The sequence below is a fragment of the Streptomyces sp. NPDC048643 genome, assembly GCF_040650615.1.
GTDB lineage: Bacteria > Actinomycetota > Actinomycetes > Streptomycetales > Streptomycetaceae > Streptomyces.
In genome coordinates this window covers 204,975-229,854 of record NZ_JBEZHO010000010.1, presented here as the reverse complement: position 1 = coordinate 229,854, position 24,880 = coordinate 204,975, and the positions used below count along the sequence as shown (strand labels likewise).

Sequence of the window (24,880 nt, the reverse complement as noted above, 5' to 3'; positions counted from 1 at the left end):
CCCCTGAGAACTCCAGAGATTATCCGGAGATCCTTCACGCAACCTTCAACGAGCCCCCCGGAATCCCGGATTCCGGACGCCTCGACAGGCCATAACCGGACACACCGATCAGGATGGGGGGTGATCGAGACCCTCGGGGCGCAGGGAGGCCGAATGACCGGGGACGCGCACGGTTCGCAGACGCCCGCCGGCCGCGGCACGGACGGGCCGGACGGGCCGACCGGTGCCACCGGCACGGGCGCCGGTGGCACCGGCGGCGACGGCGACGGGCAGGACGGCGGGAGCGACTTCACCGGTCCGATCAACCCGCACGAGTCCGTCGAGGCCAGTGAGTCCGCCGTGCGGCGCCGTACGGCGGCGGCCACGGACGCCCGCGACAGCGTGCACGGCAGTGTCGTCGTCTCCATCGGCGCGCTGCTGCTCGGCATGCTGCTCGCCGCGCTGGACCAGACGATCGTGTCGACCGCGCTGCCGACCATCGTCAGCGACCTCGGCGGCCTGGAGCACCTGTCCTGGGTGGTCACGGCCTATCTGCTCGCGTCGACGGCGGCCACTCCGCTGTGGGGCAAGCTGGGCGACCAGTACGGCCGCAAGCGGCTGTTCCAGACGGCGATCGTGATCTTCCTCATCGGGTCGGCGCTGTGCGGCATGTCGCAGAACATGGGCGAGCTGATCGGGTTCCGGGCGTTGCAGGGACTCGGCGGCGGCGGCCTGATGGTGCTGTCGATGGCGATCGTCGGCGACCTCGTCCCGCCGCGCGAACGAGGCAAGTACCAGGGCCTGTTCGGAGCGGTCTTCGGCGCGACGAGTGTGCTCGGGCCGCTGCTCGGCGGGGTGTTCACCCAGCACCTGAGCTGGCGCTGGGTCTTCTACATCAACCTGCCCGTCGGCGCCGTCGCGCTCGTGGTCATCGCCGCGGTGCTGCACATCCCGAAGAAGTCGGCCCGCCATGTCATCGACTACCTCGGTACGTTCCTGATCGCCGCGGTCGCCACCTGTCTGGTCCTGGTGGCCTCGCTGGGCGGCACCACCTGGGACTGGAACTCGCCGCAGATCATCGGTCTCGCGGTGCTCGGCGTGGTCCTCGGCTTCGCGTTCGTCTCGGTGGAGCGGCGGGCGGCCGAACCCGTCCTTCCGCTCAAGCTCTTCCGCGTCCACACCTTCACGCTGTCGGCGATCATCAGCTTCATCGTCGGCTTCGCGATGTTCGGCGCGCTGACCTATCTGCCGACCTTCCTCCAGGTCGTGCAAGGTGTGACGCCCACGTTGTCGGGTGTGCACATGCTGCCGATGGTCTTCGGACTGCTGCTGTCGTCCACGGTCTCCGGGCAGATCGTCAGCCGGACCGGCCGCTGGAAGGTGTTCCCGGTGGCGGGCACCGGCATCACCGTCATCGGCCTGCTCCTGCTGCACCAGATGGACGAGAACAGCAGCACCGGCGAGATGAGCGCGTACTTCTTCGTCTTCGGCCTGGGCCTCGGCCTGGTCATGCAGGTCCTGGTGCTGATCGTGCAGAACGCGGTGTCGTACGAGGATCTGGGCGTCGCCACGTCCGGCGCGACGTTCTTCCGGTCCATCGGCGCCTCGTTCGGCGTGGCCATCTTCGGCACGGTCTTCGCGAGCCGTCTCGGCGACAACCTGACGAAGGCGCTGGCGGGACAGAAGTTGCCGCCGGGCATCACGACGGATTCACTGAAGGCCGACCCGAAGGGGATCGGCGCCCTGCCCTCCGACCTGCGGCCACCGGTCCTGCACGCGTTCGCGACGTCGATCACCGACGTCTTCCTGTACGCCGCCCCGGTCGCCGTGGTCGGCTTCGCGCTGTCCTGGTTGCTGCGGGAGGACAAGCTGCGCGGCTCGGTCACGGCACCCGACGTCACGGAGACGCTCGCCAGCAATCCGGTCGAGCGGTCGTCGTACGACGAGGTGTGCCGGGCGCTGTCCGTGCTCGGAACCCGGGAGGGGCGGCGCCAGATCTACGAGGAGATCACCGAGCGGGCGGGCTACGACCTGCTGCCGGCGGCGAGCTGGCTGCTGCTGCGCATCAAGAAGTACGGGTGGGCGGAGCCCGCCCTGCTCGCCGAGAAGAGCACCGTGCCGCTGGGCGTCGTGCTGGCCGGCACCCGCCAGATCGAGGAGCGCGGGCTCGCCCGGCGCGAGGGTCTGGACCTGGTGCTGACCGACGAGGGACGCGCCGCCGCCAGGAAGCTGTCGCTGGCCCGTGAGGAGTCGCTCGCCGCGCTCCTCGGCGACTGGTGGAGTCCGGACCGGCCGACCGACCTCACCCAGCTGGTGGTGGAGTTGAACGAGGAGATGTGCGGCTCCGACGCGGAACGCCCGCACGAGGACGGGCCGACACCGGTCCGGCGCCTGGGAGAGCCGGCCTGAGTCGCCGGTCCGGTCGTGGCGGGTGACGGCTCCGGGCGGGTGACGGCTCCGGGCGGGTGGTGGCGGAGGGGCGGGCGGGAGCGCGGGTGGAGGCCCGGGCCCTACGCGCCGTGACCGACGCCGTTTGAGGAGCGACTTCCGGGCAACCCGGGTGAAGAACCGGCCCGTTGGGTCGAGAACCCCGGAAGGCATCCATGTCCACAGGCGTGATCATCGCTCTGATCGTGATCGTGGTGGCCGTTGCCGTCGTCGCGGCCGCCCTGACCCTCCTCAACCGACGGCCGCCCGGCGGCCGTACCCTTCGGCGGCGCTTCGGCCCGGAGTACGACCGTGCCGTCGCCCGGCACGACGGTGACACCAAGGCCGCCGAGGCCGATCTCGCCGAGCGGGTGAAGCTGCACGGCGGACTGCGTGAGAAGGCCCTCGACCCCGCGGACCGCGAGCGGTTCACGGCCGGCTGGACCGCCGCGCAGGAGCGCTTCGTCGACTCCCCGAGCGAGGCGGTGGCCGAGGCCGACCGGCTGCTCGGTGACCTGGCCGGAGCACGCGGGTTCCCCGACGTGGAGCAGTTCGAGGAGCAGGTCTCCGCCCTGTCCGTGCACCACGGACACCACGTCCACGGCTACCGCACGGTGCACCGGGCCGCGCTCGCCCGTACGGACAAGGACGGCACCGTCGACACCGAGCAGATGCGCGAGGCGATGCTGGAGGCCCGCGTCCTGTTCGAGGACCTGATGAGCTCGAACCGCGAGGACAAGTCCACCGCTCACGTGCGGGACACGGACGGCGCGGACGACGTGAGCGAGTCCCAGGACGACCGCTCCAAGCGCACCCGGCGGTTCGGCATGACCAAGGACGACCGGCACACCGAGCCCGCGTAGCCCGTCCACAGCGACGCGAGCACGCGAGCCCGCAGAGCACCGGGAGCACGGCGGACCCGCCGCGCACCGACAGCCCAGAGACCCTCAACCACGACACTCGCTCCCACCTGCCCTGGTCCTTCACCAGGCTCCAGGCGAAGGGAGTTGAGGAAGGTGAACGCGATGAAGCCCGAGCAGGACCCTGAGCGCAACCAGTCCGGCGATGCGGCCATGAAGGGCCGTGTCACCCCGGTGCCCCCCGAGCGTCCCGCGGACGACCGGGCGAAGGCGGCCGACAGCGCCTCCGACGAGGACGTGTCGCGCCGTGAGGCACTGAAGGGTCACCTGGACCCCGCGGCCGACGAGCAGACCCCGGGCGACCGGGCGAAGTCCGGCGGCGCCGCCGCGGTCCGGTCGGCCACGACGAGTGACGAGGCGAAGGCCCGCACCACCACCGGCACCACCACCGGCACCGGCGCCACCACCGGCACCGGCATCAGTGACGAGGCGAAGGCCCGCGCGGCCCGGACCGGCGACGACACCGCCGCCCGGACGACCGGGACCGGCACGCCGGCCCGCGAGAGCGCGGACGTCCGTACCGGCGAGCGCGCCGCCTCGCACGACGACCGGACGAGCCGCACCGGTACGGGCCCCTCCGTCACCTCCCGTGACACGGACCTCGACACCGACAACGTCAAGCCCGGTTCAGTGCAGCGCAACAGCGACACCGGGCGTGGTGACACCGCGGGAGCGCTCCCCACGAGCGGCTCCGCGGACACCGGGACCCGTACGGACGGCAAGGTCGGCCAGGACTCCGCCAAGGACTCCGCGAAGCACGGGGAGCGGCTGCTCCCGGGGGACGAGTACGACAAGTTCTCGCAGCGGATGCGGCACGCGGTCGGCGGGTTCGTCGACGGGCCCGAGGCGTCCGTCGAGGAGGCCGACCACGTGCTCGAGGAGCTCGCGAGCCGGTTCACGGAAGCCGTGTCCCAGCGCCGCCGTTCCCTGCGGACCGCCTGGCAGTCCGGCGGTGAGGGCAAGGCGTCGGCCTCCGACACCGAGAAGCTGCGGCTCGCCCTTCAGGACTACCGCGAGATGGCCGAACGGCTGCTGCACATCTGAGCCGCCCTCGGACACCGTAGGCACCGTGAGGCCGCGTCCCGGACCATGTTCCGGGACGCGGCCTCACGGCGTTCGCGCGGCCGGGACGACCGCGCCGTTCCTGCCGCCCGGGCCGCGGGCGTCCGCGGTCTCAGGCGGTTCCGCCGCTCTTCCGCCGCTCCGTCTCCACCCCGGTACTCCGGCCCTCGCGGGCCGCGCGCCACTCCTGGACGATCTTCTCAACGTCGTAGGGCTTGAGCCCGAGAGGTGGACCCGGCGGCGGCTTGAACATGACCTCGCGGATCTTGGCGTTGACGTCCTCGACGATCCGCCGCACGGTCCGCTCCGAGGGGGCCGCGGCCGCCGCGACGAGGGCGTCCTCCGCCTCCTTGCGCAGAGCCAGCGTGGGAGGCAGCACCGACAGGCCCTCGCGGGCCATCTTCCGCTTGATCCACCAGAGTTCGTCGTACGGCGTGTCGGTGACCGCAGGCAACGGCTTCCCCGCGCCCGGGAGTTCGTCGAACTCGCCGCGGGCCTCCGCCTCGCGGATCTGCCGGTCGACCCAGGACTCGAAGCTGACACCGGGTGGCTTGCGCTCCGTCATGGATCCATTGTGCCGGAGGCCGCACCAGGACGGGAATGGTCGAATTATCATGCGGCGGCGGCGTGGGAACCACACCGCGTGTCAGGACGCTGGGACCAGCACCCTTCACGAAGGAGCGCGCGTGCTCGAACTCACCATGGCCACGATGTCCGGCGGGGACGCCGGCGCGACGGCCGGGATGCTGATGGCCGACGCGCCGAGCGACCCCGGGGCCATGCTGCGGGTGGGCCGGGACCGGGCCGTGTGCCGGCTCGCGACCCCCGACGACTGGCTGTTCGTCTCCCGGGTCCACCTGGAGTTCCTGTGCGGACCCGACGGCTCCTGGCAGGTCACCTGGCTGCAGGGCTCCCACCCCGAGCCGTCGTCCGAGGTCCGGCTGGCCCTGGTGGGCCTGCAGCCGCAGCCGCTGCCGTACGGGGGCACGGCCCGGCTGCCCGCGGGCGGCTCCGGCGAACTCGTCATCCAGGACCGCACCGGACCCCGCACCGTGAACGTGGGTTTCTACCACGAGCCCTAGGGGGTGCGGGGCCGGCGGGATCGGCAGGGGCGGGCCGGGCGGTTCAGGCGCGTACGCGGGCCAGTGCGAAGCCGTCGTAGCCCTTGCTGCCCACCGTCTGGACCGCCGTGCCGTCGAGCCGGGGGTGCGCGGCGATGAGTTCGAGCGCGGCCCGGGTGCCCCGCACGCTCGGGTCGGTGCTCGTGGCGTCGGTGACCGCGCCGCCGCGGACGACGTTGTCGAGGACGATCACGCTGCCGGGCCGGGTGAGCCGGACCGCCCAGTCGAGGTAGTGCGCGTTGTTCACCTTGTCCGCGTCGATGAAGACGAAGTCGAAGGGCTCGGGGTTCTCGTCCGCCAGTTTCGGCAGGGACTCCAGTGCGGGGCCGACCCGCACCTCGGCGAGCTCGGCCAGGCCGGCCCGGGCGAGGTTGCCGCGGGCCACCTCGGCGTGCCGGGGGTCGTACTCCAGGGTGACCAGCCGGCCGTCGGCGGGCAGGGCGCGGCCCAGCCAGATCGTGCTGTAGCCGCCGAGGGTGCCGATCTCCAGGATGCGGCGGGCGCCCTGGATCTCGGCGAGCAGCCGGAGCAGCTTGCCCTGGTTCGGGGCGACGTTGATGGGGGGCAGTCCGGCCGCGTCGCTGTCGCGCAGCGCGGCGGTCAGCGTCTCGTCGGCGGGGGCCAGGAGGGTGGTGAAGTGGTCGTCGACGTCGATCCAGACCTGCGACTCGCTCATGCACCGGGCCTTTCGTATGCCTAGTTAGATGCGCTAAGTATCTCAGGGGAAACCTAGTCGCCCGCACCGGTGCCTGCCAGCCGGTTTCGGGCCCGGCGGTTCGACGGCGGCCGACGGGGGGACGCACGGCGAAGGCCGCGGTCGCGGGGCGTGGTGCCCCGCGACCGCGGCCTTCGGGATCCGGCCGGTGGAACGCGGCGTCAGTGGCGCGCGGGCGCGGGCTCCACCGCGGGCGCGGAACCCGGCAGCGGGCGGCCCGCCGACTCCGACATGAACCAGACGGCCACACCACCGATGACGGCGGCGGCCATCATGTAGTAGGCGGGCATCATCATGTTCCCGGTCGCGCCGATGAGGGCGGTGACCACCAGCGGGGTGGTGCCGCCGAAGAGCGAGACGGAGATGTTGAAGCCGATGGACAGCGAGCCGTAGCGGACCCGGGTCGGGAAGAGCGCCGGGAGCGCCGCCGGCATCGCGGCGGTGAAGCAGACCAGCAGCAGGCCGAGGGCGCCCATGCCGAGGGCGATCGCGACCAGGCTGCCCTGGCGGATCAGCAGCAGCGCCGGGACGGACAGGGCGAGGAAGCCCACGCAGCCCGCGGCGATCACCGGGCGGCGGCCGATCCGGTCGGTCAGCGCGCCGGCGAAGGGCTGCACGATCATCATCAGCGCCATCACACCGAGGACCACGAGCAGACCGTGCGTCTCGTCGTACTTGAGCTCGCTGGTCAGGTAGCTCGGCATGTAGGACAGCAGCATGTAGTCGGTGACGTTGAAGACGAGGACCAGGCCCACGCACAGCAGCAGGGCGCGCCACTGGCCGGTGATCATCTCGCGCAGCGGCACCTTGGGGCGGTCGGCCTCGGCCTTGTCCAGCTCGGCGGTGAACGCCGGGGTCTCCTCCAGGCGCATCCGCAGGTAGAGGCCGATGATGCCCATCGGGCCGGCGATCAGGAACGGGATGCGCCAGCCCCAGGAGAGCAGGTCGTCCGTGGAGAGCAGCGCGGTCATCAGGGTCACCAGACCCGCGCCGCCGATGTAGCCGGCGAGCGTGCCGAACTCCAGCCAGCTGCCGAAGAAGCCGCGCTTCTTGTCGGGCGCGTACTCGGCGATGAACGTCGAGGCACCCGCGTACTCGCCGCCGGTGGAGAAGCCCTGCACCAGACGGGCCGCGAGGAGCAGGATCGGGGCGCCGACGCCGATCGAGCCGTACGACGGGATCAGGCCGATCGCGAACGTGCCCGCCGCCATCATGATCATCGTGAGGGCGAGGACCTTCTGGCGGCCGATGCGGTCGCCGAGCGGGCCGAAGACCATGCCGCCCAGCGGTCGGACCAGGAAGGCCGCGGCGAAGGCGCCGAAGGTCGACAGGAGCTGGGCGGTCGGGTTGCCGGAGGGGAAGAAGACCTTGCCCAGGGTCACCGCGATGTAGCTGTAGACACCGAAGTCGAACCATTCCATCGCGTTGCCGAGCGCTGCCGCCTTCACAGCGCGCTTGACCAGCGCGGGGTCGGTGACGGTGACCTCTGGTGATGCCGGGCGGGCGGGGGCCGGGACGGATGTCGCGGGGGCTACGGGGGTCGCGGTGGGCAAGGGCCTTCCTTCCGCAGGGGACAGGGACGCGGCCCGCCCGGAGGCGGAACCGGGGCCTGCCCGGAGGCAGGCCGAAAAGCGACCTTAGAGCCACTCGTCCGGATGACGTGGAGTGGGCGCCCGGTCACCGAATGCGCCTAAAGGCGGTGTATGCAGGCAGGACGCGGCGCCCCGGGAGGCCCGGCGGACGCCCCGTCTGTGAGGTATGTCGCGGCCCCCGGACGGAACCGGCCTCTCGGACGACTATCGTCATTCGGACAAAAGGGAGCAGGGTGTCGGGTGGAGCGGGGGCCGCCTGCGTCTCTCGGCGGGGGCGGTGCAAGCCTCATAGGGTCCTGATAAGGACTGACGTACAGGGCGCACGTGACATAACGGAACAACGGGGCGGGAGGGTCGACGGGGCGTGGCGAACGTGGAGCACGGCGGACGAGCGGGAAATGCCTTCGCGGCAGGAGCGCAGACGGCCGGAGCCCGGCTGCGCGCGCTCCGCGTCGGACTCTGGGTGATCGCCGCCCTCCTCGCCGCACGACAGGTCGCCGCCGTCCTCGGCACCCCCAAGGCCGACCGGCTGACGGACCTGGAGACCTGGGTCGGACCCGACGGCGTCCTGCACGTGAAGGGCTCGCTGTACGACTCGACGCAGTTCACCGGCACCCCGTTCGGCGGACTCGTCCTCAAGCCCCTCACCCGGGCGGCCGAACAGGCCCTCGGCTGGGGCTGGACCTTCGGCACCCTGCTGCTGGTCGTCGCCCTCGGCCTGGTCACCGCACGCGCCCTGCCACGGCCCGTCAGCCGCCGTACGTCGTTGCTCGCCGCGCCCGTCGCCATCAGCCTGCTGATGCTGTCCCTGCCCGTGCGCAACGCCCTCTACCTCGGCCAGACCAGCATCATCCCGGTCCTGCTCGTCCTCCTCGGCTGCTTCGCCGTCCGCGGGGAACGGGCCTGCGGCGTCCTGATCGGTGTCGCGGCCGCCCTCCAGCCCACCGTGCTGCTCTTCGCCCCGCTGCTCTGGTTCACCGGCCGGCGGCGGGCCGCCGCCTCCACCGGCGTCACCTTCGCCGCCCTCACCGCGCTCGCCTGGGCGGCGATGCCCCACGACTCGAACACCTACTGGGTGCACCACCTGGCGGGCGTCGGCCTCGGCCGGGCCGCCGACGACCTCGCCAACCAGTCCATGCACGGCGCGCTGCTGCGCTTCGGCCTGACCGGCCCCCTGGAGATCGGGCTCTTCCTGGCCCTCGGCGCGGCCGTCGCCGTCCTCGGACTGCGCCGCGCGGTGTTCTACGCCCGCGACGGGCAGCTCCTCCTCGCCGTCGCCATCACCGGCTGCGTCGCCGTCGCCGTCTCACCCACCACCTGGCAGTACCAGCTGCTGTGGGTGCTGCTCGCCGTCGTGGGCCGGGTGGGCAGGAAGACCTCGGACCGCTCCATGTGGCCCGTCGCCGTCGTCCTGGTCATGACCCTGCCCGGGAAGATGATGCTGCCGAACATGGCGGCGCTCCACCCGGTGCGCGACAACGTGGTGCTGATCGCCGCGCTGGCCGCCGCCACCCTCGTACCCTTCCTGTCCCGCACCTCCGCGTACTACCGGGCGCCGGTCCCCACCGAGTACGCCGAGCCCGCGCCCACCCGGTGGAAGCGGGTGCCGCTGCTGCCCTTCCCCGGCCGCGTCCTCGCCCGTCCGAACCTGCTGGTCGAACTGCTCCTGATCCGCGTCGGCTACTCGGCCTACCAGCAGGTCAGGCTCGCCGCGACCGGCGGCACCAACGCGGGTGGCCGGGCCGCCGCCGAGCACCACGGCGACCAGATACTCGCCATCGAGCGGTTCCTGCGCATCGACATCGAGCGCTGGGTCAACCACGCGGTGTTCACGATCGGGTTCCTGCGCGACTTCTTCGACTTCTACTACGAGTCGTTCCACTTCTTCGTCCCGCTCGCCGTCCTCGGCGTGCTCTACGTCCGCCGCCCCGCCGACTACCGCTGGGCCCGCTCCGCCCTCGGCTTCGCCACCCTGCTCGCCCTCGTCGGCTTCTGGCTCTACCCGCTCGCCCCGCCGCGCCTGATGCCGGGCCTCGGCGTCATCGACACCGTGCACGGGGTGCAGGACTTCTCCAAGCCGGACTACGGCACGCTGACGGCGCTCACCAACCAGTACGCGGCGATGCCCTCGCTGCACTTCGGCTGGTCGCTCTGGTGCGGGCTCGTCATCGCGATCCTGGCGCCGAAGTGGTGGATGAAGGCGCTGGGCCTGCTGCACCCGTTCTTCACGGTCTGCGCGATCGTCGCGACCGGCAACCACTGGGTCCTGGACGCCGTCGGAGGCGCAGCCGTGGTCGCCGCGGGCTTCGGACTGACCTACCTCCTCCAGGGCCCCCGGCCCCGGACCCTGATGAATCCGGTCGAGGTCGGCGGTGAACAGCCGGTCCCGGCGACGGGCCGTCCCCGGAGCTGACGGCGGCCCGGAGCCGATCCCGCGCTCGACCTCGACCTCGGCGTCCGTCGCGGGGGAGGCAGGGGCAGGGCGTAGGGGATGCCCCTGCCTCCCGCGATACGGGCCGGCGGATGCCGGGAGGCCGCCGGCCCGAGCGATGCGGCGACCGCTACGCCCGTCGGACCTGGAGCTCCTTGACGCCGTTCAGCCAGGCGGAGCGGAGGCGGCGCGGGTCGCCGGAGAGCCGCAGGTCCGGCATCGCGTCGGCGATCGCGTTGAAGATCAGGTCGATCTCCAGGGTGGCCAGCGACTTGCCGAGGCAGAAGTGCGGGCCGCCGCCGCCGAATCCGAGATGCGGGTTGGGATCGCGGGTGATGTCGAAGTCCTCGGGGTTCTCGAACACCTCGGGGTCGTGGTTGGCGGAGGAGTAGAAGATGCCGACGCGGTCGCCCTTGGCGATCCGTTGCCCGCCCAGCTCGGTGTCCTGGGTCGCGGTGCGCTGGAAGGCCACGACGGGGGTCGCCCAGCGGACGATCTCCTCGGCGGTGGTCCTCGGACGCTCCCGCTTGTAGAGGTCCCACTGGTCGGGGTGGGTGAGCAGGGCGTGCATCCCGTGCGTGATGGCGTTGCGGGTGGTCTCGTTGCCGGCGACCGCCAGCAGCAGGACGAAGAAGCCGAACTCGTCGGAGGCGAGGTTGCCCTCGTCCTCCGCCGCCACCAGCGTGCTGACGATGTCCTTCGCCGGGCACTGCTTGCGGTCGGCGGCCATGTTCATCGCGTACGAGATGAGTTCGGTGGCCGAGTCGGCGCCGATCTCCTCCGTGATCGCGTACTCCGGATCGTCGTACGCCACCATCTTGTTGGACCAGTCGAAGATCTTGACGCGGTCCTCCTGCGGGACGCCGATCAGCTCGGCGATGGCCTGCAGCGGCAGTTCGCAGGCCACCTGGGTGACGAAGTCGAACGCTCCGTCGGGGCCGGCCTGCGCGAGCGCGTTCGCGACGATGGAGCCGGCCCGGTCGCGCAGCGCGTCCTCCAGCGAGCGGATGGCGCGCGGGGTGAAACCGCGCTGCACGATCTGGCGGACCCGGGTGTGCTCCGGCGGGTCCATGTTGAGCATGATGAGCCGCTGGACCTCGATCTGCTCCCGCTGGATGCGCTCGTTGAAGCGGATGACGGCCGTGTTGAGGAACGAGGAGAAGAGTTCGGGGTGCGTCGAGACGTACTTGACGTCCGCGTGCCGGGTGACGGCCCAGTAGCCGTCGTCCCCGAAGCCCGCGACGCCGTGCTGTTGCGGGATCCAGTGGACCGGTTCGGCCCGGCGCAGCTCGGCGAACTCCGGGAGGGGTACGCGGTGGTGCAGTACGTCGGGGTCGGTGAAATCGAACCCGTCGGGCAGCGCTGGACAGGGCATCGGCAACTCCAGGTCTCGCGCCTACGGTGGTGACGGCCCGATGCTTCGGGCGGCTCCGGTGGTTCTGAGGGCAGTTCTGACCGCAGTCCTGGCAGCAGTCCTGACGGTCCATCAGGAACAGGGAATCGCCGTGAAGGTAGTAACGGGTTCTACAAGTGGCAAGAGGCGCGGGGCCCCCAATTCCGTGCGGGATTCGTGCAGATCACGACTTCGGGAGCTGCACGACCCTTGCGGCGCGGGGGGTCCGCTCAGCAAACTGCACGCAGAACTGGTACGCGTTCTAGTTCTGCGCGGTGGGTGGGCCGGGACGCCCCGCGCTGCGCGGGTCAGCTGGGCCTGGCCGCCGGGCAGGCCTGAGGAGAGGACGAGCCCCCATGGCCGCGGAACCCGTGATCGTCGAAGCCGTACGGACGCCCATCGGCAAGCGCGGTGGCGCGCTCGCCAATCTGCATCCCGCCTATCTCCTGGGCGAGACCTACCGTGAACTCCTCGGCCGCACCGGCATCCACGCCGACTGCGTCGAGCAGATCGTCGGCGGCACGGTGACCCACGCCGGCGAGCAGTCGATGAACCCCGCGCGCACGGCCTGGCTGACCATGGGGCTGCCCTACGAGACGGCCGCGACGACCGTCGACTGTCAGTGCGGCTCCTCGCAGCAGGCCTCGCACATGGTCGCCAACATGATCGCGGCGGGAGTCATCGACGTCGGCATCTCCTGCGGCGTGGAGGCGATGTCACGGGTGCCGCTCGGGTCCGGCTCCAAGCACGGGCCGGGCAAGCCGTTCCCCGACGAGTGGAACGTCGACCTGCCGAACCAGTTCGAGGCGGCCGAGCGGATCGCGCGGCACCGCGGGCTGACGCGGGAGAACGTCGACTCCCTCGGGCTCATCTCGCAGGAGCGCGCCGCGATCGCGTGGTCGGAGGAGCGGTTCAAACGGGAGACGTTCGCCGTGCAGGTGCCCACCACCGAGGACGAGCAGGCGGCCGGGCAGGGCATGTGGCGGCTCGTCGACCGGGACGAGGGGCTGCGGGACACGTCGATGGAGGCGCTGGCGCGGCTGAAGCCGGTGATGCCGACCGCCGTGCACACGGCCGGCAACTCGTCGCAGATCTCGGACGGCGCGGCGGCGATCCTGTGGGCGTCCAAGCGGATGGCGCGGGCGCTGAAGCTGCGGCCCCGGGCGCGGATCGTGGCGCAGGCGCTGGTGGGGTCCGATCCCCACTTCCACCTGGACGGGCCGATCGACGCGACGCGGGCCGTGCTGGGCAAGGCCGGGATGTCGCTGAAGGACATCGACCTCGTCGAGATCAACGAGGCGTTCGCTTCCGTGGTGCTGAGCTGGGCGCAGGTCTTCGAGCAGGACCTGTCCAGGGTGAACGTGAACGGGGGCGGGATCGCGCTGGGGCATCCCGTGGGGGCCACGGGGGCTCGGCTGATCGCCACGGCGCTGCATGAGCTGGAGCGTCAGGACAAGGAGTTCGCGTTGGTGACGATGTGTGCGGGTGGGGGGTTGGCGACGGGGACGATCCTCCAGCGGCTGTAGGCGCCTTCTGGTGTGCCGCCGCCTCCGGCTGCGATCCGGTGGGTGGGCTCCGGTGGGGGGCGGGGCCGTGCCGGTACATCCGCCCGTCGCCGCTGGATCGGACGTGGGTCGCGAGGCGTGAGCTGCTCGCTCCGGACGTGAGCGACGGGCATCTGATGTACCGGCACGGCCCCTCGCGCCGGATCCCGGGTGCAGGTGCGAATATCTTGCTGCTCAGGCGCCGGTTTCAGCCCCTCCGGCGTGTGAGGAGCTGGGTCCGGGGCGGAGCCCCGGGGGTGGGAAGGGTAGGGGCGGAGGGGGCGAAAAACGCTTGTGGCCCGGGCGGGAGGGCGGTGTCGGGGCTGGGGGCGAGGAGGTGTGCCCGGACCCCGGGTATGCAGAAGGCGGCGGCCCCGGGGATCGGGGGTCGCCGCCTGCCTGGGTGGGGCTGATCAGTACCAGCCGTTGGCCTGCCAGAAGTTCCACGCGCCGGCCGGGCTGCCGTAGCGGGACTTCATGTAGTCGAGACCCCACTTGATCTGGGTCTTGGGGTTGGTCTTCCAGTCGGAGCCGGCAGACGCCATCTTCGAGCCGGGCAGGGCCTGGACCAGGCCGTACGCACCGGAGGAGGAGTTGGTCGCGCTGGGGTTCCAGCCGCTCTCGTGCTCGACGATCTTGCTGAAGGCGTTGAACTGACCGGCGTCCGGGATCATCTTGTGCGCGATCGTCTTCGCGGAGGAGGCGCTGGTCGGCGTGGCGGCCTGGGCGGGCGCCGCGGCCAGGACCATGCCGGCGGTGGCGGCGGCCACGGCGGCACCGGCGAGGGCCTTCTTCGGGGAGGAGACGGCGCGGCGGATGACAGAGACGGACACGGAGAACCTTTTTCCTCGGGGACATGAGGTCGCTCGCATGCCGTGACCACGTGAAGCGGTGGGGCGTACGTCGGCGCCGCGACCCGGGTGGGCCATCGGCGCCTGGCGACTGCTCCAGAGAAACAGGCTCAGCGGCTGTCCGCAATGACCCTTTTTACTAGTGGTGGTCGCATCCGCGATGAAAGTCCCCTGTGTGACCTGGCTCTCAAACCCCAGGTCGGAAGGGGTTTCGACGCGTCCATGCCATGAGGTGGGGCTACGAGGTCGCTTCGTAGGTGACCTAAGTCCTGTGGGCCGCCTCACTCCGGGTCTGACGGAGGGTGCGCGGGTCCCCACGGGGTGTCGTGCGCCGGTGTGACGTGGGTCGCCGATCAGCGGGGGTCGAACGTGACGGGGCTCTCGAAGGCGGCCCGGCGGGTGGCCCGGCGCAGTGCTTTCAGGAGGGTCGCGCCGAGCGTCAGGGTCAGCACGACGGTGACGACCGCGCGCCCCAGGTCCCAGCCGAGGGACGTGGCCAGGCAGTACGCGAGGAACCGTGCGAGGTTCGCGGGCAGGGCGGCGTGCGGGTCGAAGGCGACGTTCGAGGCCAGCGCGTCCATGAAGGGCCAGCCGGACAGGTTCATGACGGTGCCGTACGCGAAGGCGGCGAGGAACCCGTACCCGGCGAGCATGAACAGCTCCCCGCGGCCGCGCAGCCGGTCGGGCCCCGGCAGCAGACCCGCCCCCATCGTGAACCACCCCATGGCCAGCATCTGGAACGGCATCCAGGGCCCCACCCCGCCCGTGAGCAGGGCCGAGGCGAACATCGTCACGGAGCCGAGCACGAACCCGAAGCCCGGCCCGAGCACCCGCCCGCTCAGCACCATCAGGAAGAACATCGGTTCGATGCCCGCGGTCCCCGCCCCGACCGGGCGCAGCGCGGCGCCGGTCGCGGCCAGCACGCCGAGCATGGCGACCGCCTTGGGGCCGAGCCCCGACTCGGAGATCGTCGCCGCGACGACCGCGACCAACAGGACCAGCAGCCCCGCGAACAGCCACGGGGCGTCCTGGGCGTGCGCGCCGACCCGCGAGCCGGGTCCCGCGAGGAGCGGCCAGCCGAACCCGGCGACTCCGGTCGCGCTGACCAGGACCAGGGCGGCGACGGACCGCGGGCCGAGCCGGACGGCCCTGGCCTGCGGCTGCTGTACGGGCCGCGCGGTGGTTCCGGCCGTCTCCGGGGCGCTCATGCGAGGGCCTTTGCGACCTGGGCGACGGTGAGCCACGGCTCGGGGGCGAGGATCTTGGCGACCTGCGGGGCGAAGGACGGTGACGCGACGACCACCTCGGCCGTCGGCCCGTCGGCGACGACCTCGCCGTCCGCGAGGATCACCACGCGATGGGCCAGGTCCGCCGCGAGTTCCACGTCGTGGGTGGCCAGCACGATGGCGTGCCCCTCGGCGGCCAGCCCCCGCAGCACGGCGACCAGCCGGGCCTTCGCCGCGTAGTCCAGGCCGCGGGTCGGCTCGTCGAGCAGCAGCAGCGGGGGCCGGGCCGTGAGGACCACGGCCAGCGCCAGGGCGAGCCGCTGCCCCTCCGACAGATCACGGGGGTGCGTGTCGTCGCCGATGTCCGGCAGCAGCTCCGACACCAACGCCCGGCAGGTCCCGGCCGTGGCCCCGGCGTCCTCGTCGGCCGCCGCGCACTCGGCGGCGACCGTGTCCGCGTAGAGGAGGTCCCTCGGCTCCTGCGGTACGAGTCCGACGCGGCGTACGAGATCGCGCGGCGCCGTGCGGTGCGGTACCGCGCCGCCGACCCGAACGGACCCCGCCGCCGGTTCGACCAGCCCGACCAGCGCCCCGAGCAGCGTCGACTTCCCGGCACCGTTGCGGCCCATCAGCGCGATCGTCTCGCCGGGGGCCGCGGTGAGGTCCACCCGGCGCAGCGCCTCCACGCGTCCGCGCCGCACGGCCAGCGAGCGGACGACGGCCACCTCGGCCGGGGCGGAGGACACGGGGGCGGGGTTCGTGTCGGGGGTGCGCCTGCCGAGGAGACGGGCGAGGAGGGGGCGGGAGGGGGCCGCCGGTGCGGCGACCGGCGGGTGCCCCGTCGGCCCGTGCGGTGCCGTGACCGCCGTGACCGCCGTGACCGCCGTGACCGACGTGGGCGCTCCGGCGTCGGGAGACTCCCGGGTCGCGCGGATCGCGGCCAGGCGCTCGCGCAGGGGTTCCGCCAGGCGGCGGGCGTCGCGGACGGTCAGGGGGAGCGGGGACCAGCCGGCCAGGCGGCCCAGCTCCACGACCGGCGGGCGGACCGGGGAGACGGCCATGATCTCCGCCGGGGTGCCCAGTGTCAGGGGCGCTCCGGGCGCCGGGAGGAGGGCGAGCCGGTCGGCGTACTGGACGACGCGTTCCAGGCGGTGCTCGGCCATCAGGACCGTCGTGCCGAGGTCGTGGACGAGGCGCTGGAGGACCGCGAGGACCTCCTCCGCGGCGGCGGGGTCCAGGGCCGAGGTGGGCTCGTCGAGGACCAGCACCCGGGGGTGCGGGGTCAGCACGGAGCCGATCGCGACGCGTTGGCGCTGGCCGCCGGACAGGGTGGCGATCGGACGGTCCCGGAGGTCCGTGAGGGAGAGCAGGTCGAGGGTCTCCTCGACGCGTCGCCGCATCACCGTCGGTGCGAGGCCGAGCGACTCCATGCCGTAGGCGAGTTCGTCCTCCACGGTGTCCGTCACGAAGTGGGACAGCGGGTCCTGGCCCACCGTGCCCACCACGTCGGCGAGTTCACGCGGCCGGTGGGTGCGGGTGTCCCGCCCCGCCACGGTGACCCGGCCGCGCAGCGTTCCGCCCGTGAAGTGCGGGACCAGTCCGCTCACCGCGCCGAGCACCGTCGACTTGCCGACCCCGGACGGGCCGACGAGCAGCACGAGTTCACCCTCCGGGACGTCGAAGTCCACCCCCTGGACGGCGGGTCCGGCCGCGCCGGCGTACGTCACGGAGACGTCCTCGAAGCGGATCATGAGGGCTCCTCGGGGGCCGGGGTTCGCTGGGGGGTAGGGGCCACGAAGGCGGGAAACAGGCCCAACAGGACCGCCGCCGCGGGCCCGAGGGGCAGGGCGGGAGCGACCAGGGGGACGACACCGGGGCGCAGGGCGGCGGGGTCGCCGGACGCGGCCAGGATCATCAGGGCCGCCACGGCCACGCCCGATCCGGCGACCAGCCAGGCCCGTGCGCCCCACGCGTCGGGCCGGTAGCGGGTGCGCAGGGAGCGCCGGCCGCCCAGCCACAGGCCGCCGAGCGCCGCGGCGAGTCCGGCCAGCAGCACCGGCAGCCCGTACGTGCAGCCCTCGGCGGTCAGCAGCCCGTAGGTGCCCGCGCAGACGCCGAGCAGGCCGCCCAGGGTGAGGGCGCCGGTCGTGCGGCGGACGGCGGGCGGGACCTGGGCCGTCCGCCCGTATCCACGCGCGTCCATCGCGGCCGCCAGCGCGACCGAACGCTCCAACGCGCCTTCGAGGACCGGCAGTCCGACGTGCAGCAGGCCGCGCAGCCCCCGGTCGGGACGCCCTCGGAGCCGGCGCCCGGCGCGCAGCCGCTGGGCGTCGGCGATCAGATGCGGTGCGAAGGTCAGCGCGACGACCACCGCGACACCTGCCTCGTACAGCGCCCCCGGCAGCGACTTGAGCAGCCGCGCCGGGTTCGCGAGGGCGTTCGCCGCGCCGACGCAGACGAGGAGGGTGGCCAGCTTCAGGCCGTCGTACAGCGCGAAGACCACGCCCTCGGCGGTGACCCGGCCGCCGATGCGGATGCCCTGCGCCCAGTGCGGCAGGGGGAGTTCGGGGAGGGTGACGATCACGTGCGTGCCCGGAATGGGGGAGCCGAGGAGCACCGCGAAGACCAGCCGGATGAGCAGGACCGCGGCGGCCAGTTTCACGAAGGCGGCGTAGGAGCGGGCCCAGGGCGCCTCGCTGCGGTGGGTGGCCACCACATAGCCCGCGACGCCGATGAGGAGGGCGAGCAGCAGGGGGTTCGTGGTGCGGGAGGCCGCGGTGCCGAGGCCCAGGGCCCAGATCCACCAGGCTCCGGGATGCAGGGCGCCCGCGCGGGCCGACCACGGCGCCCGGGCGGGGGAACCCGGGGGCGCGGTCGGTCCGTCCTCGGTGTGCCGGCCCTGTTCCGGCAGGCCGGCGTCCCGACGGCCCGTGGGGCGTCGGAGGCGGCTCCGGTCCGTGGCCGCGGCGGTGGGACGTGCGCGATCGCCGGTGTTCATAGTCGGTGCTCAGCCCCTGCGGCGGCGGGCCTGCCAGACGGCCGCCGCGCCGAGCGCCGCCACCGCGGCCACGCCCGCCCACAGGCCCACCGAAGGGCCGTGACCGGCCGGCTCGGCGGCGCCCGGACGGGCGGACGCGGTGGGCTCGGACGCCGAGACCTGGTCGCCGCAACCCGTGCGCGGATAGCCGGAGATCGCGCACAGCAGGGCGTTGGTGTCGTAGCGCAGCGGCTTGGCGACCGCGGCCAGCGCCTCCGCGGTGCTGGCGTCCGGGGCGACGCGGGCGCAGGCGGTGCGCGGGGCGGGCGGCCGCTCGCCGGACGGCGCGTCCGCGGCCGTACCGGAGTCGATGACCAGCGCCACGCGCTTCTTGCCCCGCTCGGCGGCCGTGCCGCCGCAGATCGCGGCGAACTCCCGCTCCCCGCGCGGCTGCACCGCGTGCCGGGAGTCCTCGCTCACGGCGAAGCGGAAGCCCTCGACGGCACCGTCGGACGGCCGCGCGGTCGACGGGCCCTGGGTCGCGTACGTCCACTTCCCGCCGGCCAGGTCCCAGAAGGACCAGTAGCGGTAGCCGACCGCCCGGGCCTGCCCCGCGCCGCCGAGGACGAGGAGCAGGAGGGCGAGGGCGAGCGCCAGGGCCGGCGCGGTCGTCCGGCGGACGGTCACAGCTGTCGGTTCTTGTTGCGGCCGCTGATCAGGAAGCCGATGCCGACACCGGCGACCAGGCCGACACCGACGATCCACCACACGCCGAGGCCGCCGTCGTCGTCCTTCTGCTGGTCGTCCTTCTTCTCGCTCGGCGTGGCCGAGGCGCCCGCCGTGCTCGGCGCCGGGCCCGTCGCGTTCAGCTTCGCGACCAGGTCCTGGCCGCCGAAGTCACGCGGGTCGGTGCCGGTGCTGTGCGCGGCGAAGATCAGCTGCGCGTACGCGGCGGGGCCGGACTTGGCGGCCCAGGCGGCGGAGTTCTTCTCCAGCCAGGCGAGCGGCTTCTTCGCCTCCTTCGTCGCACCGATGGACGACAGGGCCACGACCGCGTCCGCCGTGTTGCCGTAGTCGGGCTGGTCATCGGCACCGGGGAGCGAGGACTTCAGGTACGAGGTCTTCGCCAGCGCCCCGGCGAGGTAGTTGGCGCCGTTTCCCGCCGCGTCCGCCCGGTTGGGGGTCTCGGGGGCGACGCATCCCGTGAGGGCGTTCGTGTATCCGGTCTGCGCGACGAAGCCCTGGCCCATGCCGGCCGTCACGCCCGCGGCGGTCGCGTCCGCGTTAGCCGCGAGCCCGCCCTTCTTGTCGGGCTGGTAGGCGAAGGCGCCGCCACCGTCCCCCTTGCACGGCATCGACAGCTTCAGCAGCGCGTCATAGGGGGACTTGCCGTCCTTGGAGACGCTCTGGGGCTTCTTGCCGACCGCGTGCAGCGCGCCGATCACGACGGACGTCGAGTTGGTGTCGCTGGGCCCGCCGGCCATGTAGCCCCAGCCGCCGTCCTTGTTCTGCGCGGACCTCAGCCAGGTCACGGCCCGGCCGGTGGCGTCGTCGTGCCCGCCGAGCGCGGCCAGCGCCTGGACGGCGGCGGCGGTGCTGTTGGTGTCGACCTGCGTCTTGGCGTCGCACGCGGCGGAGGCGTCGGCGCGGAACGCGGCGAAGGCGCCGTTCGCGCACTGCTGCCCGGTCAGCCAGTCCACGGCCTTCGCGGCGGGACGCACCCCGGCGGTGTCCTGGGCGAGCAGGGCGAGGGACTGCCGCCACACGCCGTCGTACGTCGGGTCGGTGGAGCCGTAGAGGCCGGAGGGGATCGCCGTCGACGGCGAGGGGGAGGAGTCCGCCGCGAGGGCGGCCGGTGCGAGCACCGCTCCGATCACGGTGGTGGCGGCCAGTACCGCGGCGGTGCGGCGAACGAACATGACTCTCCCAGTGGGGAGCCGGGCAGCACCGGGCACGACGAGGCATCCCGGGCGGCTCCGGCTCCGTATCCCTCGACGGTGCCGGCCGTCGGCGGACTGCCGAGGGCACGAGCCGGTCACATCCCGGGCGAGGCGATCCGGCTCACCGCCGAAGCGGCTCACGGTTGCGGGTCAGCGCCGGATTTGCACCGGCTTCTCCTCGTACGGGTGTGATGACGACGGGCTCACTCTACCGGCCGTACGAAAGAACTTTCGTGCCGCCTGTGCGCCCGCCGGGGGTCGGGTTAGGTTCGGGCCATGCGGACGGGGAGACTGCTCGGTTCGGGGCGTTCGGCGGACGTCTACGAGATCGACGAGGCGTGGGTGCTGCGGCGGGACCGTGGCGGCTGGGGCGACGCGACCGCCGAGGCCGCCGTCATGCCGCACGTCCACGAGCACGGCTACCCGGTGCCGGGTGTGCGGGCCGCGACCCGCGCCGATCTGGTCATGGAGCGGCTGTCGGGGCCGACCATGCTGGAGGCGTTCGGGCAGGGGCTCCTCTCCCCGCCCGAGGCGGGTCTCGTCCTCGCCCGGCTGCTGCGGCGGCTGCACGCCGTGCCCGCGCGGTTCTCCGCCGATCCCGCCGTCCGCGTCCTGCACCTGGACCTGCACCCCGACAACGTGATGCTCACCCCGGACGGACCGAAGGTCATCGACTGGGCCAACGCCGAGGAGGGGCCGCCCGGCCTCGACTGGGCCACGTCCGCGGTGATCCTCGCCCAGGTCGCCGTGGGCGGCGGACCGATCGGCGACGTGGCGGGCGAGACGCTGGACGCCCTGCTCGACGCGAACGAGGACCAGGTGACGGACAGCGCGCTGGCCGAGGCGCTGCGGCGCCGGGCGGCCAACCCGACGATGAGTGGGCGTGAGGTCGAGCTGCTCGGGGACGCGGCCGCCCTGATACGGGCGGTGCTCGGCGGGCGGTGAGGCGGCGCCCGCCTCGCCGGACCGTGCCATCCACGCCCGCCTCGCCGGGCCGTGGCCGCCCGCGCTCGCCCCACCCGGCTGCGACCAACCTGCTGCCGCACCCGTGACGGGTACGGCCGTGCTGTCCGCTCGCGGTCGACCATGAGCCTTCTTCGCCCCCTCGGCCCCTGCCCGACCCGAACCCGGGGCGCCGCCCCGGACCCCGCTCATCAAACGCCGGAGGGGCCGAATCCGGGCTTCATCCCGCCGTCGTGCGCCAGAAGTCGCGCATCAGTGGGGTGGGCGTCGGGCCCGTCATGCCGGTCTGGGTGAGCAGCAGGGCGACCGTGCCGGTGGACGGGACGAGGTGGCCGGTCGTGCCGGTGCCGCCGGTCCAGCCGTAGCGGCCGGGGACGTTCCACGGGTCGGTCGGGGCGATGTCGACCTGGGCGCCGTAGCCCCAGCCCTGGCCCTCCAGGAACAGCGCGCCGACGTCGCGCTGGGCCGGGGTGAGGTGGTTGGTGGTCATCCGGCGTACGGAGTCGGCGGACAGCAGGGAGCGGCCGGCCACCGTGCCGTCGGCGAGCAGCATCCGGGCGAAGGCCAGCCAGTCGTCCGCGGTGGAGGCCAGCCCGCCGGCGCCGGACGGGAAGGCCGGTACGGCGCTCCACTCCCCGTCGGGGCCGTCGGCCAGGGTGAGGCCGCCCTTCTCGTCGGGCCGGTAGTAGCTGGTGAAGCGGCCGCGCTCGGCCGCCGGCACGTCGAACGCGGTGTCCTTCATGCCGAGCGGCTCCAGGACGCGCTCCGCGAGGAACTCCGGCAGCGGACGGTCGGCGACCCGGGAGATCAGCACGCCCTGCAGGTCGGAGCAGGTGTTGTACAGCCAGGCCTCACCCGGCTGGTAGAGCAGCGGAACCCGTGCGAGGTCGGCCAGCCACGCGTCCGGGGAGGGGAGGGCGTCGGGCTTGCGGCCGTCCGGCTGGACCGTGAACAGTGCCTGCACCTGCGGCAGGGTGAAGTCGGAGGGGAAGCCCCAGCCGGCCCGGGAGGAGAGCAGGTCGGCCACGGTGATCGGCCGCCGCGCCGGGACCACGTCGTCGACCGGGGAAGCCGGCGTCCGGACGACCGTCGGCTTCGCCAGCTCCGGCAGCCACGCGTCGACCGGGTCGTCCAGGCCGATCGCGCCGTCGTCGACCAGCATCATCACGGCGGCGGCGACCACCGGTTTGCCGATGGAGGCGATCCGGAAGATCGAGTCCCGGGCCATCGGGGCACTGCCCTCGACGTCCAGCGACCCGACGGCCTCGACGTCGACCCGGTCGCCGCGGGCCACCAGGGCCACCGCTCCCGGCACCGTGCCGTCGTCGACGTATCCCTGGAGCAGGTCGCGCAGGCTGTTCATCGGTTCGCACCTTCCGTACCGGACCCCGGTTCCGTCCTCTGTCGGTACTGAGACTCCCGCGGCGCGGGGGAATCATCGGTGCGGCGCGCGCCGGGGAGGCGGACGGACGGGATCGCTGACGGACGGCCCGCGCCGCGGCTCGTGGCGGCCGGTTCCGGTGATGGCGTCCGTCCGGCGGGGAGCCGACCGCATCACGCCCGAAGGTGCCCGGAAGTGGCGTCCGCGTGCGGCCTTTCTGTCCGAGTGGGCGGAGCGGGACACCGGGCGCGTGTCCTGTGGTCACACTGGTGCGCGTGTCCGACAAGACGACCGGGGGGCGGCCCGGCAACCTGACCCCGCAGACGCGGAGCTTCATCGGCCGGAGCAAGGAACTCGAACTGCTGGCACGGGAGTTGGATCCGGGAGTCGGGATCGATCGGCTGGTCGGCCTGGTCGGTGTCGGCGGGGTCGGCAAGACCGGGCTCGCCCTGCGGGCGGCGGGACGGGCCGAACACCACTACCCGGACGGTGTCTGGCTGGTGGAGTTGTCCCCGCTGCACACCGCGGGTCTGGTCGGCCTCGCGGTCGTGGAGGCGCTGGGTCTCTCCGACCGGTCCACCCGGCCCGTCACCGAGGTCGTCGCCGAATGGGCCGTGGGCAAGCGGCTGTTGCTGGTCCTCGACTCGTGCGAGCACGTCCTCGCGGACTGCGTGGCCCTCGTCGAGACGCTGCTGCCCCTGTTGCCGAACCTGCGCGTCCTCGTCACCAGCCGGGAGCCGCTCGGCCTGCCCGGCGAACGCGTCCTGCGGCTGGACCCCTTGCCGGTCACCGACGACGCGGTGGCCCTGTTCGCCGACCGCTCGGCCGACGCCGGCTTCACCCTCGACGCCGCCGACCGCCCCGTCGTGGAAGCCGTCTGCCGACGCCTCGACGGCATCCCGCTCGCCCTCGAACTCGCCGCCGCCAGGCTCGCGGACCTCACCCTGGACCAGTTGTCCGCCCTGCTCGGTGAGCGGCTGCCGTCCCGGCTCGACCTGCTCGCCGCCCGCGACGGCGACGGACCGCCCCGCCACCAGACCCTGCGCACGGCCATCGGCTGGAGCCACGAGCTGTGCGCACCACTGGAACGGCTGCTCTGGGCCCGGCTGTCGGTGTTCGCGGGCGGCTTCTGCGCGCGGGCCGCCGAGGACGTCTGCGCGGGTGGCCCGCTGCCCGCCGGGCGGATCCCCGGACTGCTCGCCCGGCTCGTCGAGCAGTCCATCGTGCGCCGCCACCGCGACGACCCCTCCCGCTACCGACTCCTCGACACCGTGCGGGAGTTCGGCGCCGACTGGCTGCGCGCGCTGGGCGAGGAGCACACCGTACGACTGCGGCACCGGGACCACTACCGGAGGCTGGCCCGCGAGGGCTGCGCCGAGTGGAACACCGGGCGCCAGGCGGCCTGGTGCGAGCGCACCCTCACCGAGCACGCCAATCTCCGCGCGGCCGTGGACTGCGCCCTCACCGAACCCGACGGACCGGTCGCCCTCCAGATGGCGGCCGACGTCGCGTTCCTGTGGCGGCACTGCGGCGCACTGCGCGAGGCCCAGCACTGTCTCGACCTCGTGCTGGCCACCGACGCGCCTCCCGGGCCCGACCGCACCCGCGCCGCGTGGACCCGGGGAGCGGTCGCGCTGCTCCAGGGCGATCTGGAGGCCGCCGCCAACTGGGCGGTGCGCTGCGCCGACGCGGCGAAGGCACAGGGCGACCCGGTGGCGGTGGTGGCCGCCGTGTACGTCAGGGGAGGCCAACTCGCGCTGAGCGGACGGCTGTCCGAGGCGATCGAGGTGCTGGACGCGGCGCCCCGGCTGCCGGTGCGGCGGGACGCGTTCGGAGCCGCGCAGCTCCAGGTCCGGGTGGCGCTCGCCTTCGCGCACCTGTTGCGCGGCGACGACGAGCGGGCTCGGGCGGTCGCCGAGGAGGTGCGCGCGGCGAGCCGGGCGTGCGGGGAGACGTGGGCGGGGGCCTTCGCCGACGGCATCGTGGCCCAGGCCGACCTGACCCGCGGCGATGTAGCCGCCGCCGTCGCGAACGCCCGCACCGCGCTGGCCGGACACGCCCTGCTGCACAACACGGTGGGTGCCGCCATGGCCTTGGACGTGCTCGCCGCCGGGGTCGTCGCGGCGGGCGACGGCCGGCGCGCGGCCCGCCTTCTCGGCATCGGCGAACGCGTGTGGGAACTGACCGGGCGCGCCCAGATGGACTCGCCGGACCTGATCGCCACCCGCCGCTCGCACGAGCTCCGCGTCCGCGGCGAGATCGGCGACCGGGCCTACGAGCAGGCGTACGCGCGGGGGCGGGCCATGCCGTACGAGGAGGGCCTGGACTTCGCCGCGCACGGTGGCTGAGGACGGTGCG

Annotated in this window: 19 protein-coding genes and 1 riboswitch; of the genes, 8 read left to right on the top strand and 11 right to left on the bottom strand. The window is 73.1% G+C overall.

Annotation, left to right across the window (positions count from 1 at the left end; genetic code table 11):
• Positions 1–153 precede the first annotated feature (153 nt).
• The 3 genes from AB0C62_RS13420 to AB0C62_RS13410 all read left to right on the top strand — a co-directional run bounded on the left by AB0C62_RS13420 (position 154) and on the right by AB0C62_RS13410 (position 4,370).
• Entirely contained in the window at positions 154–2,388 is a 2,235-nt protein-coding gene (locus tag AB0C62_RS13420; protein ID WP_362972512.1) for an MFS transporter, read from the top strand.
• Positions 2,389–2,582: 194 nt separating this feature from the next.
• The gene (locus tag AB0C62_RS13415; protein WP_362972510.1) at positions 2,583–3,269 is read left to right on the top strand and encodes a hypothetical protein; all 687 of its coding nucleotides are present in this window, start codon (positions 2,583–2,585) and stop codon (positions 3,267–3,269) included.
• A gap of 162 nt (positions 3,270–3,431) precedes the next feature.
• A complete protein-coding gene (locus AB0C62_RS13410) occupies positions 3,432–4,370 on the top strand; it encodes a hypothetical protein (protein WP_362972508.1) in 939 nt (312 codons plus the stop codon).
• Positions 4,371–4,500: 130 nt separating this feature from the next.
• Here the strand turns inward: AB0C62_RS13410 and AB0C62_RS13405 are convergent, their stop codons facing one another.
• A complete protein-coding gene (locus AB0C62_RS13405) occupies positions 4,501–4,953 on the bottom strand; it encodes a DUF1992 domain-containing protein (RefSeq protein WP_362972506.1) in 453 nt (150 codons plus the stop codon).
• A 121-nt stretch (positions 4,954–5,074) separates the two neighbouring features.
• On the opposite strand from AB0C62_RS13405, the gene AB0C62_RS13400 reads away from it, so the two are divergent.
• On the top strand, positions 5,075–5,470 hold the full coding sequence (locus AB0C62_RS13400; RefSeq protein WP_362972504.1) for a hypothetical protein: 396 nt from the start codon (positions 5,075–5,077) through the stop codon (positions 5,468–5,470).
• 43 nt (positions 5,471–5,513) lie between these two features.
• On the opposite strand, the gene AB0C62_RS13395 is transcribed toward AB0C62_RS13400, so the two are convergent.
• Both AB0C62_RS13395 and proP read right to left on the bottom strand, forming a co-directional pair.
• Entirely contained in the window at positions 5,514–6,185 is a 672-nt protein-coding gene (locus tag AB0C62_RS13395; protein WP_362972502.1) for an O-methyltransferase, read from the bottom strand.
• Positions 6,186–6,385: 200 nt separating this feature from the next.
• Positions 6,386–7,777 (bottom strand): glycine betaine/L-proline transporter ProP, encoded by a 1,392-nt coding sequence (gene proP, locus AB0C62_RS13390; RefSeq protein ID WP_362972500.1) that lies wholly within the window; start codon positions 7,775–7,777, stop codon positions 6,386–6,388.
• Positions 7,778–8,180: 403 nt separating this feature from the next.
• Here proP and AB0C62_RS13385 point away from each other — a divergent pair, with 403 nt between their 5' ends.
• Positions 8,181–10,229 (top strand): bifunctional glycosyltransferase 87/phosphatase PAP2 family protein, encoded by a 2,049-nt coding sequence (locus tag AB0C62_RS13385; protein WP_362972498.1) that lies wholly within the window; start codon positions 8,181–8,183, stop codon positions 10,227–10,229.
• A 148-nt stretch (positions 10,230–10,377) separates the two neighbouring features.
• Here the strand turns inward: AB0C62_RS13385 and AB0C62_RS13380 are convergent, their stop codons facing one another.
• Positions 10,378–11,622: a cytochrome P450 gene (locus AB0C62_RS13380; RefSeq protein ID WP_362972496.1), complete on the bottom strand. Its 1,245-nt coding sequence runs from the start codon at positions 11,620–11,622 to the stop codon at positions 10,378–10,380.
• A gap of 374 nt (positions 11,623–11,996) precedes the next feature.
• Between AB0C62_RS13380 and AB0C62_RS13375 the strand changes: the two genes are divergently transcribed.
• On the top strand, positions 11,997–13,166 hold the full coding sequence (locus AB0C62_RS13375) for a steroid 3-ketoacyl-CoA thiolase (protein ID WP_362972494.1): 1,170 nt from the start codon (positions 11,997–11,999) through the stop codon (positions 13,164–13,166).
• 431 nt (positions 13,167–13,597) lie between these two features.
• Here AB0C62_RS13375 and AB0C62_RS13370 read toward each other — a convergent pair whose 3' ends face one another.
• From AB0C62_RS13370 to AB0C62_RS13345, 6 genes are all read right to left on the bottom strand, one after another.
• Positions 13,598–14,017 (bottom strand): transglycosylase SLT domain-containing protein, encoded by a 420-nt coding sequence (locus AB0C62_RS13370; protein ID WP_362972492.1) that lies wholly within the window; start codon positions 14,015–14,017, stop codon positions 13,598–13,600.
• A 371-nt stretch (positions 14,018–14,388) separates the two neighbouring features.
• Complete coding sequence (locus AB0C62_RS13365) at positions 14,389–15,243, bottom strand: ECF transporter S component (protein ID WP_362972490.1); 855 nt, start codon at positions 15,241–15,243, stop codon at positions 14,389–14,391.
• On the bottom strand, positions 15,240–17,012 hold the full coding sequence (locus AB0C62_RS13360; protein ID WP_362972488.1) for an ATP-binding cassette domain-containing protein: 1,773 nt from the start codon (positions 17,010–17,012) through the stop codon (positions 15,240–15,242). Before AB0C62_RS13360 ends, AB0C62_RS13365 begins: the two co-directional genes overlap by 4 nt.
• Positions 17,009–18,259: an energy-coupling factor transporter transmembrane component T gene (locus tag AB0C62_RS13355; RefSeq protein ID WP_362972486.1), complete on the bottom strand. Its 1,251-nt coding sequence runs from the start codon at positions 18,257–18,259 to the stop codon at positions 17,009–17,011. Before AB0C62_RS13355 ends, AB0C62_RS13360 begins: the two co-directional genes overlap by 4 nt.
• Positions 18,260–18,268: 9 nt before the next feature.
• Entirely contained in the window at positions 18,269–18,925 is a 657-nt protein-coding gene (locus AB0C62_RS13350; RefSeq protein ID WP_362972484.1) for an SCO2322 family protein, read from the bottom strand.
• Positions 18,922–20,157, bottom strand: a complete 1,236-nt coding sequence (locus tag AB0C62_RS13345; protein ID WP_362972482.1) for a prenyltransferase/squalene oxidase repeat-containing protein — start codon at positions 20,155–20,157, stop codon at positions 18,922–18,924. The genes AB0C62_RS13350 and AB0C62_RS13345 overlap by 4 nt, the downstream gene beginning before the upstream one ends.
• A 134-nt stretch (positions 20,158–20,291) precedes the next feature.
• Positions 20,292–20,355, bottom strand: a riboswitch (cobalamin riboswitch).
• Between the two features lie 99 nt (positions 20,356–20,454).
• On the opposite strand from AB0C62_RS13345, the gene AB0C62_RS13340 reads away from it, so the two are divergent.
• On the top strand, positions 20,455–21,123 hold the full coding sequence (locus AB0C62_RS13340; protein WP_362972480.1) for a phosphotransferase: 669 nt from the start codon (positions 20,455–20,457) through the stop codon (positions 21,121–21,123).
• Positions 21,124–21,361: 238 nt separating this feature from the next.
• Here AB0C62_RS13340 and AB0C62_RS13335 read toward each other — a convergent pair whose 3' ends face one another.
• Positions 21,362–22,504 (bottom strand): serine hydrolase domain-containing protein, encoded by a 1,143-nt coding sequence (locus tag AB0C62_RS13335; RefSeq protein ID WP_362972478.1) that lies wholly within the window; start codon positions 22,502–22,504, stop codon positions 21,362–21,364.
• A gap of 293 nt (positions 22,505–22,797) precedes the next feature.
• Between AB0C62_RS13335 and AB0C62_RS13330 the strand changes: the two genes are divergently transcribed.
• Positions 22,798–24,870 carry an NB-ARC domain-containing protein gene (locus AB0C62_RS13330; RefSeq protein WP_362972476.1) on the top strand — a complete coding sequence of 691 codons (2,073 nt, stop codon included), beginning with the start codon at positions 22,798–22,800 and terminating at the stop codon, positions 24,868–24,870.
• The last annotated feature ends 10 nt before the right edge of the window (positions 24,871–24,880 follow it).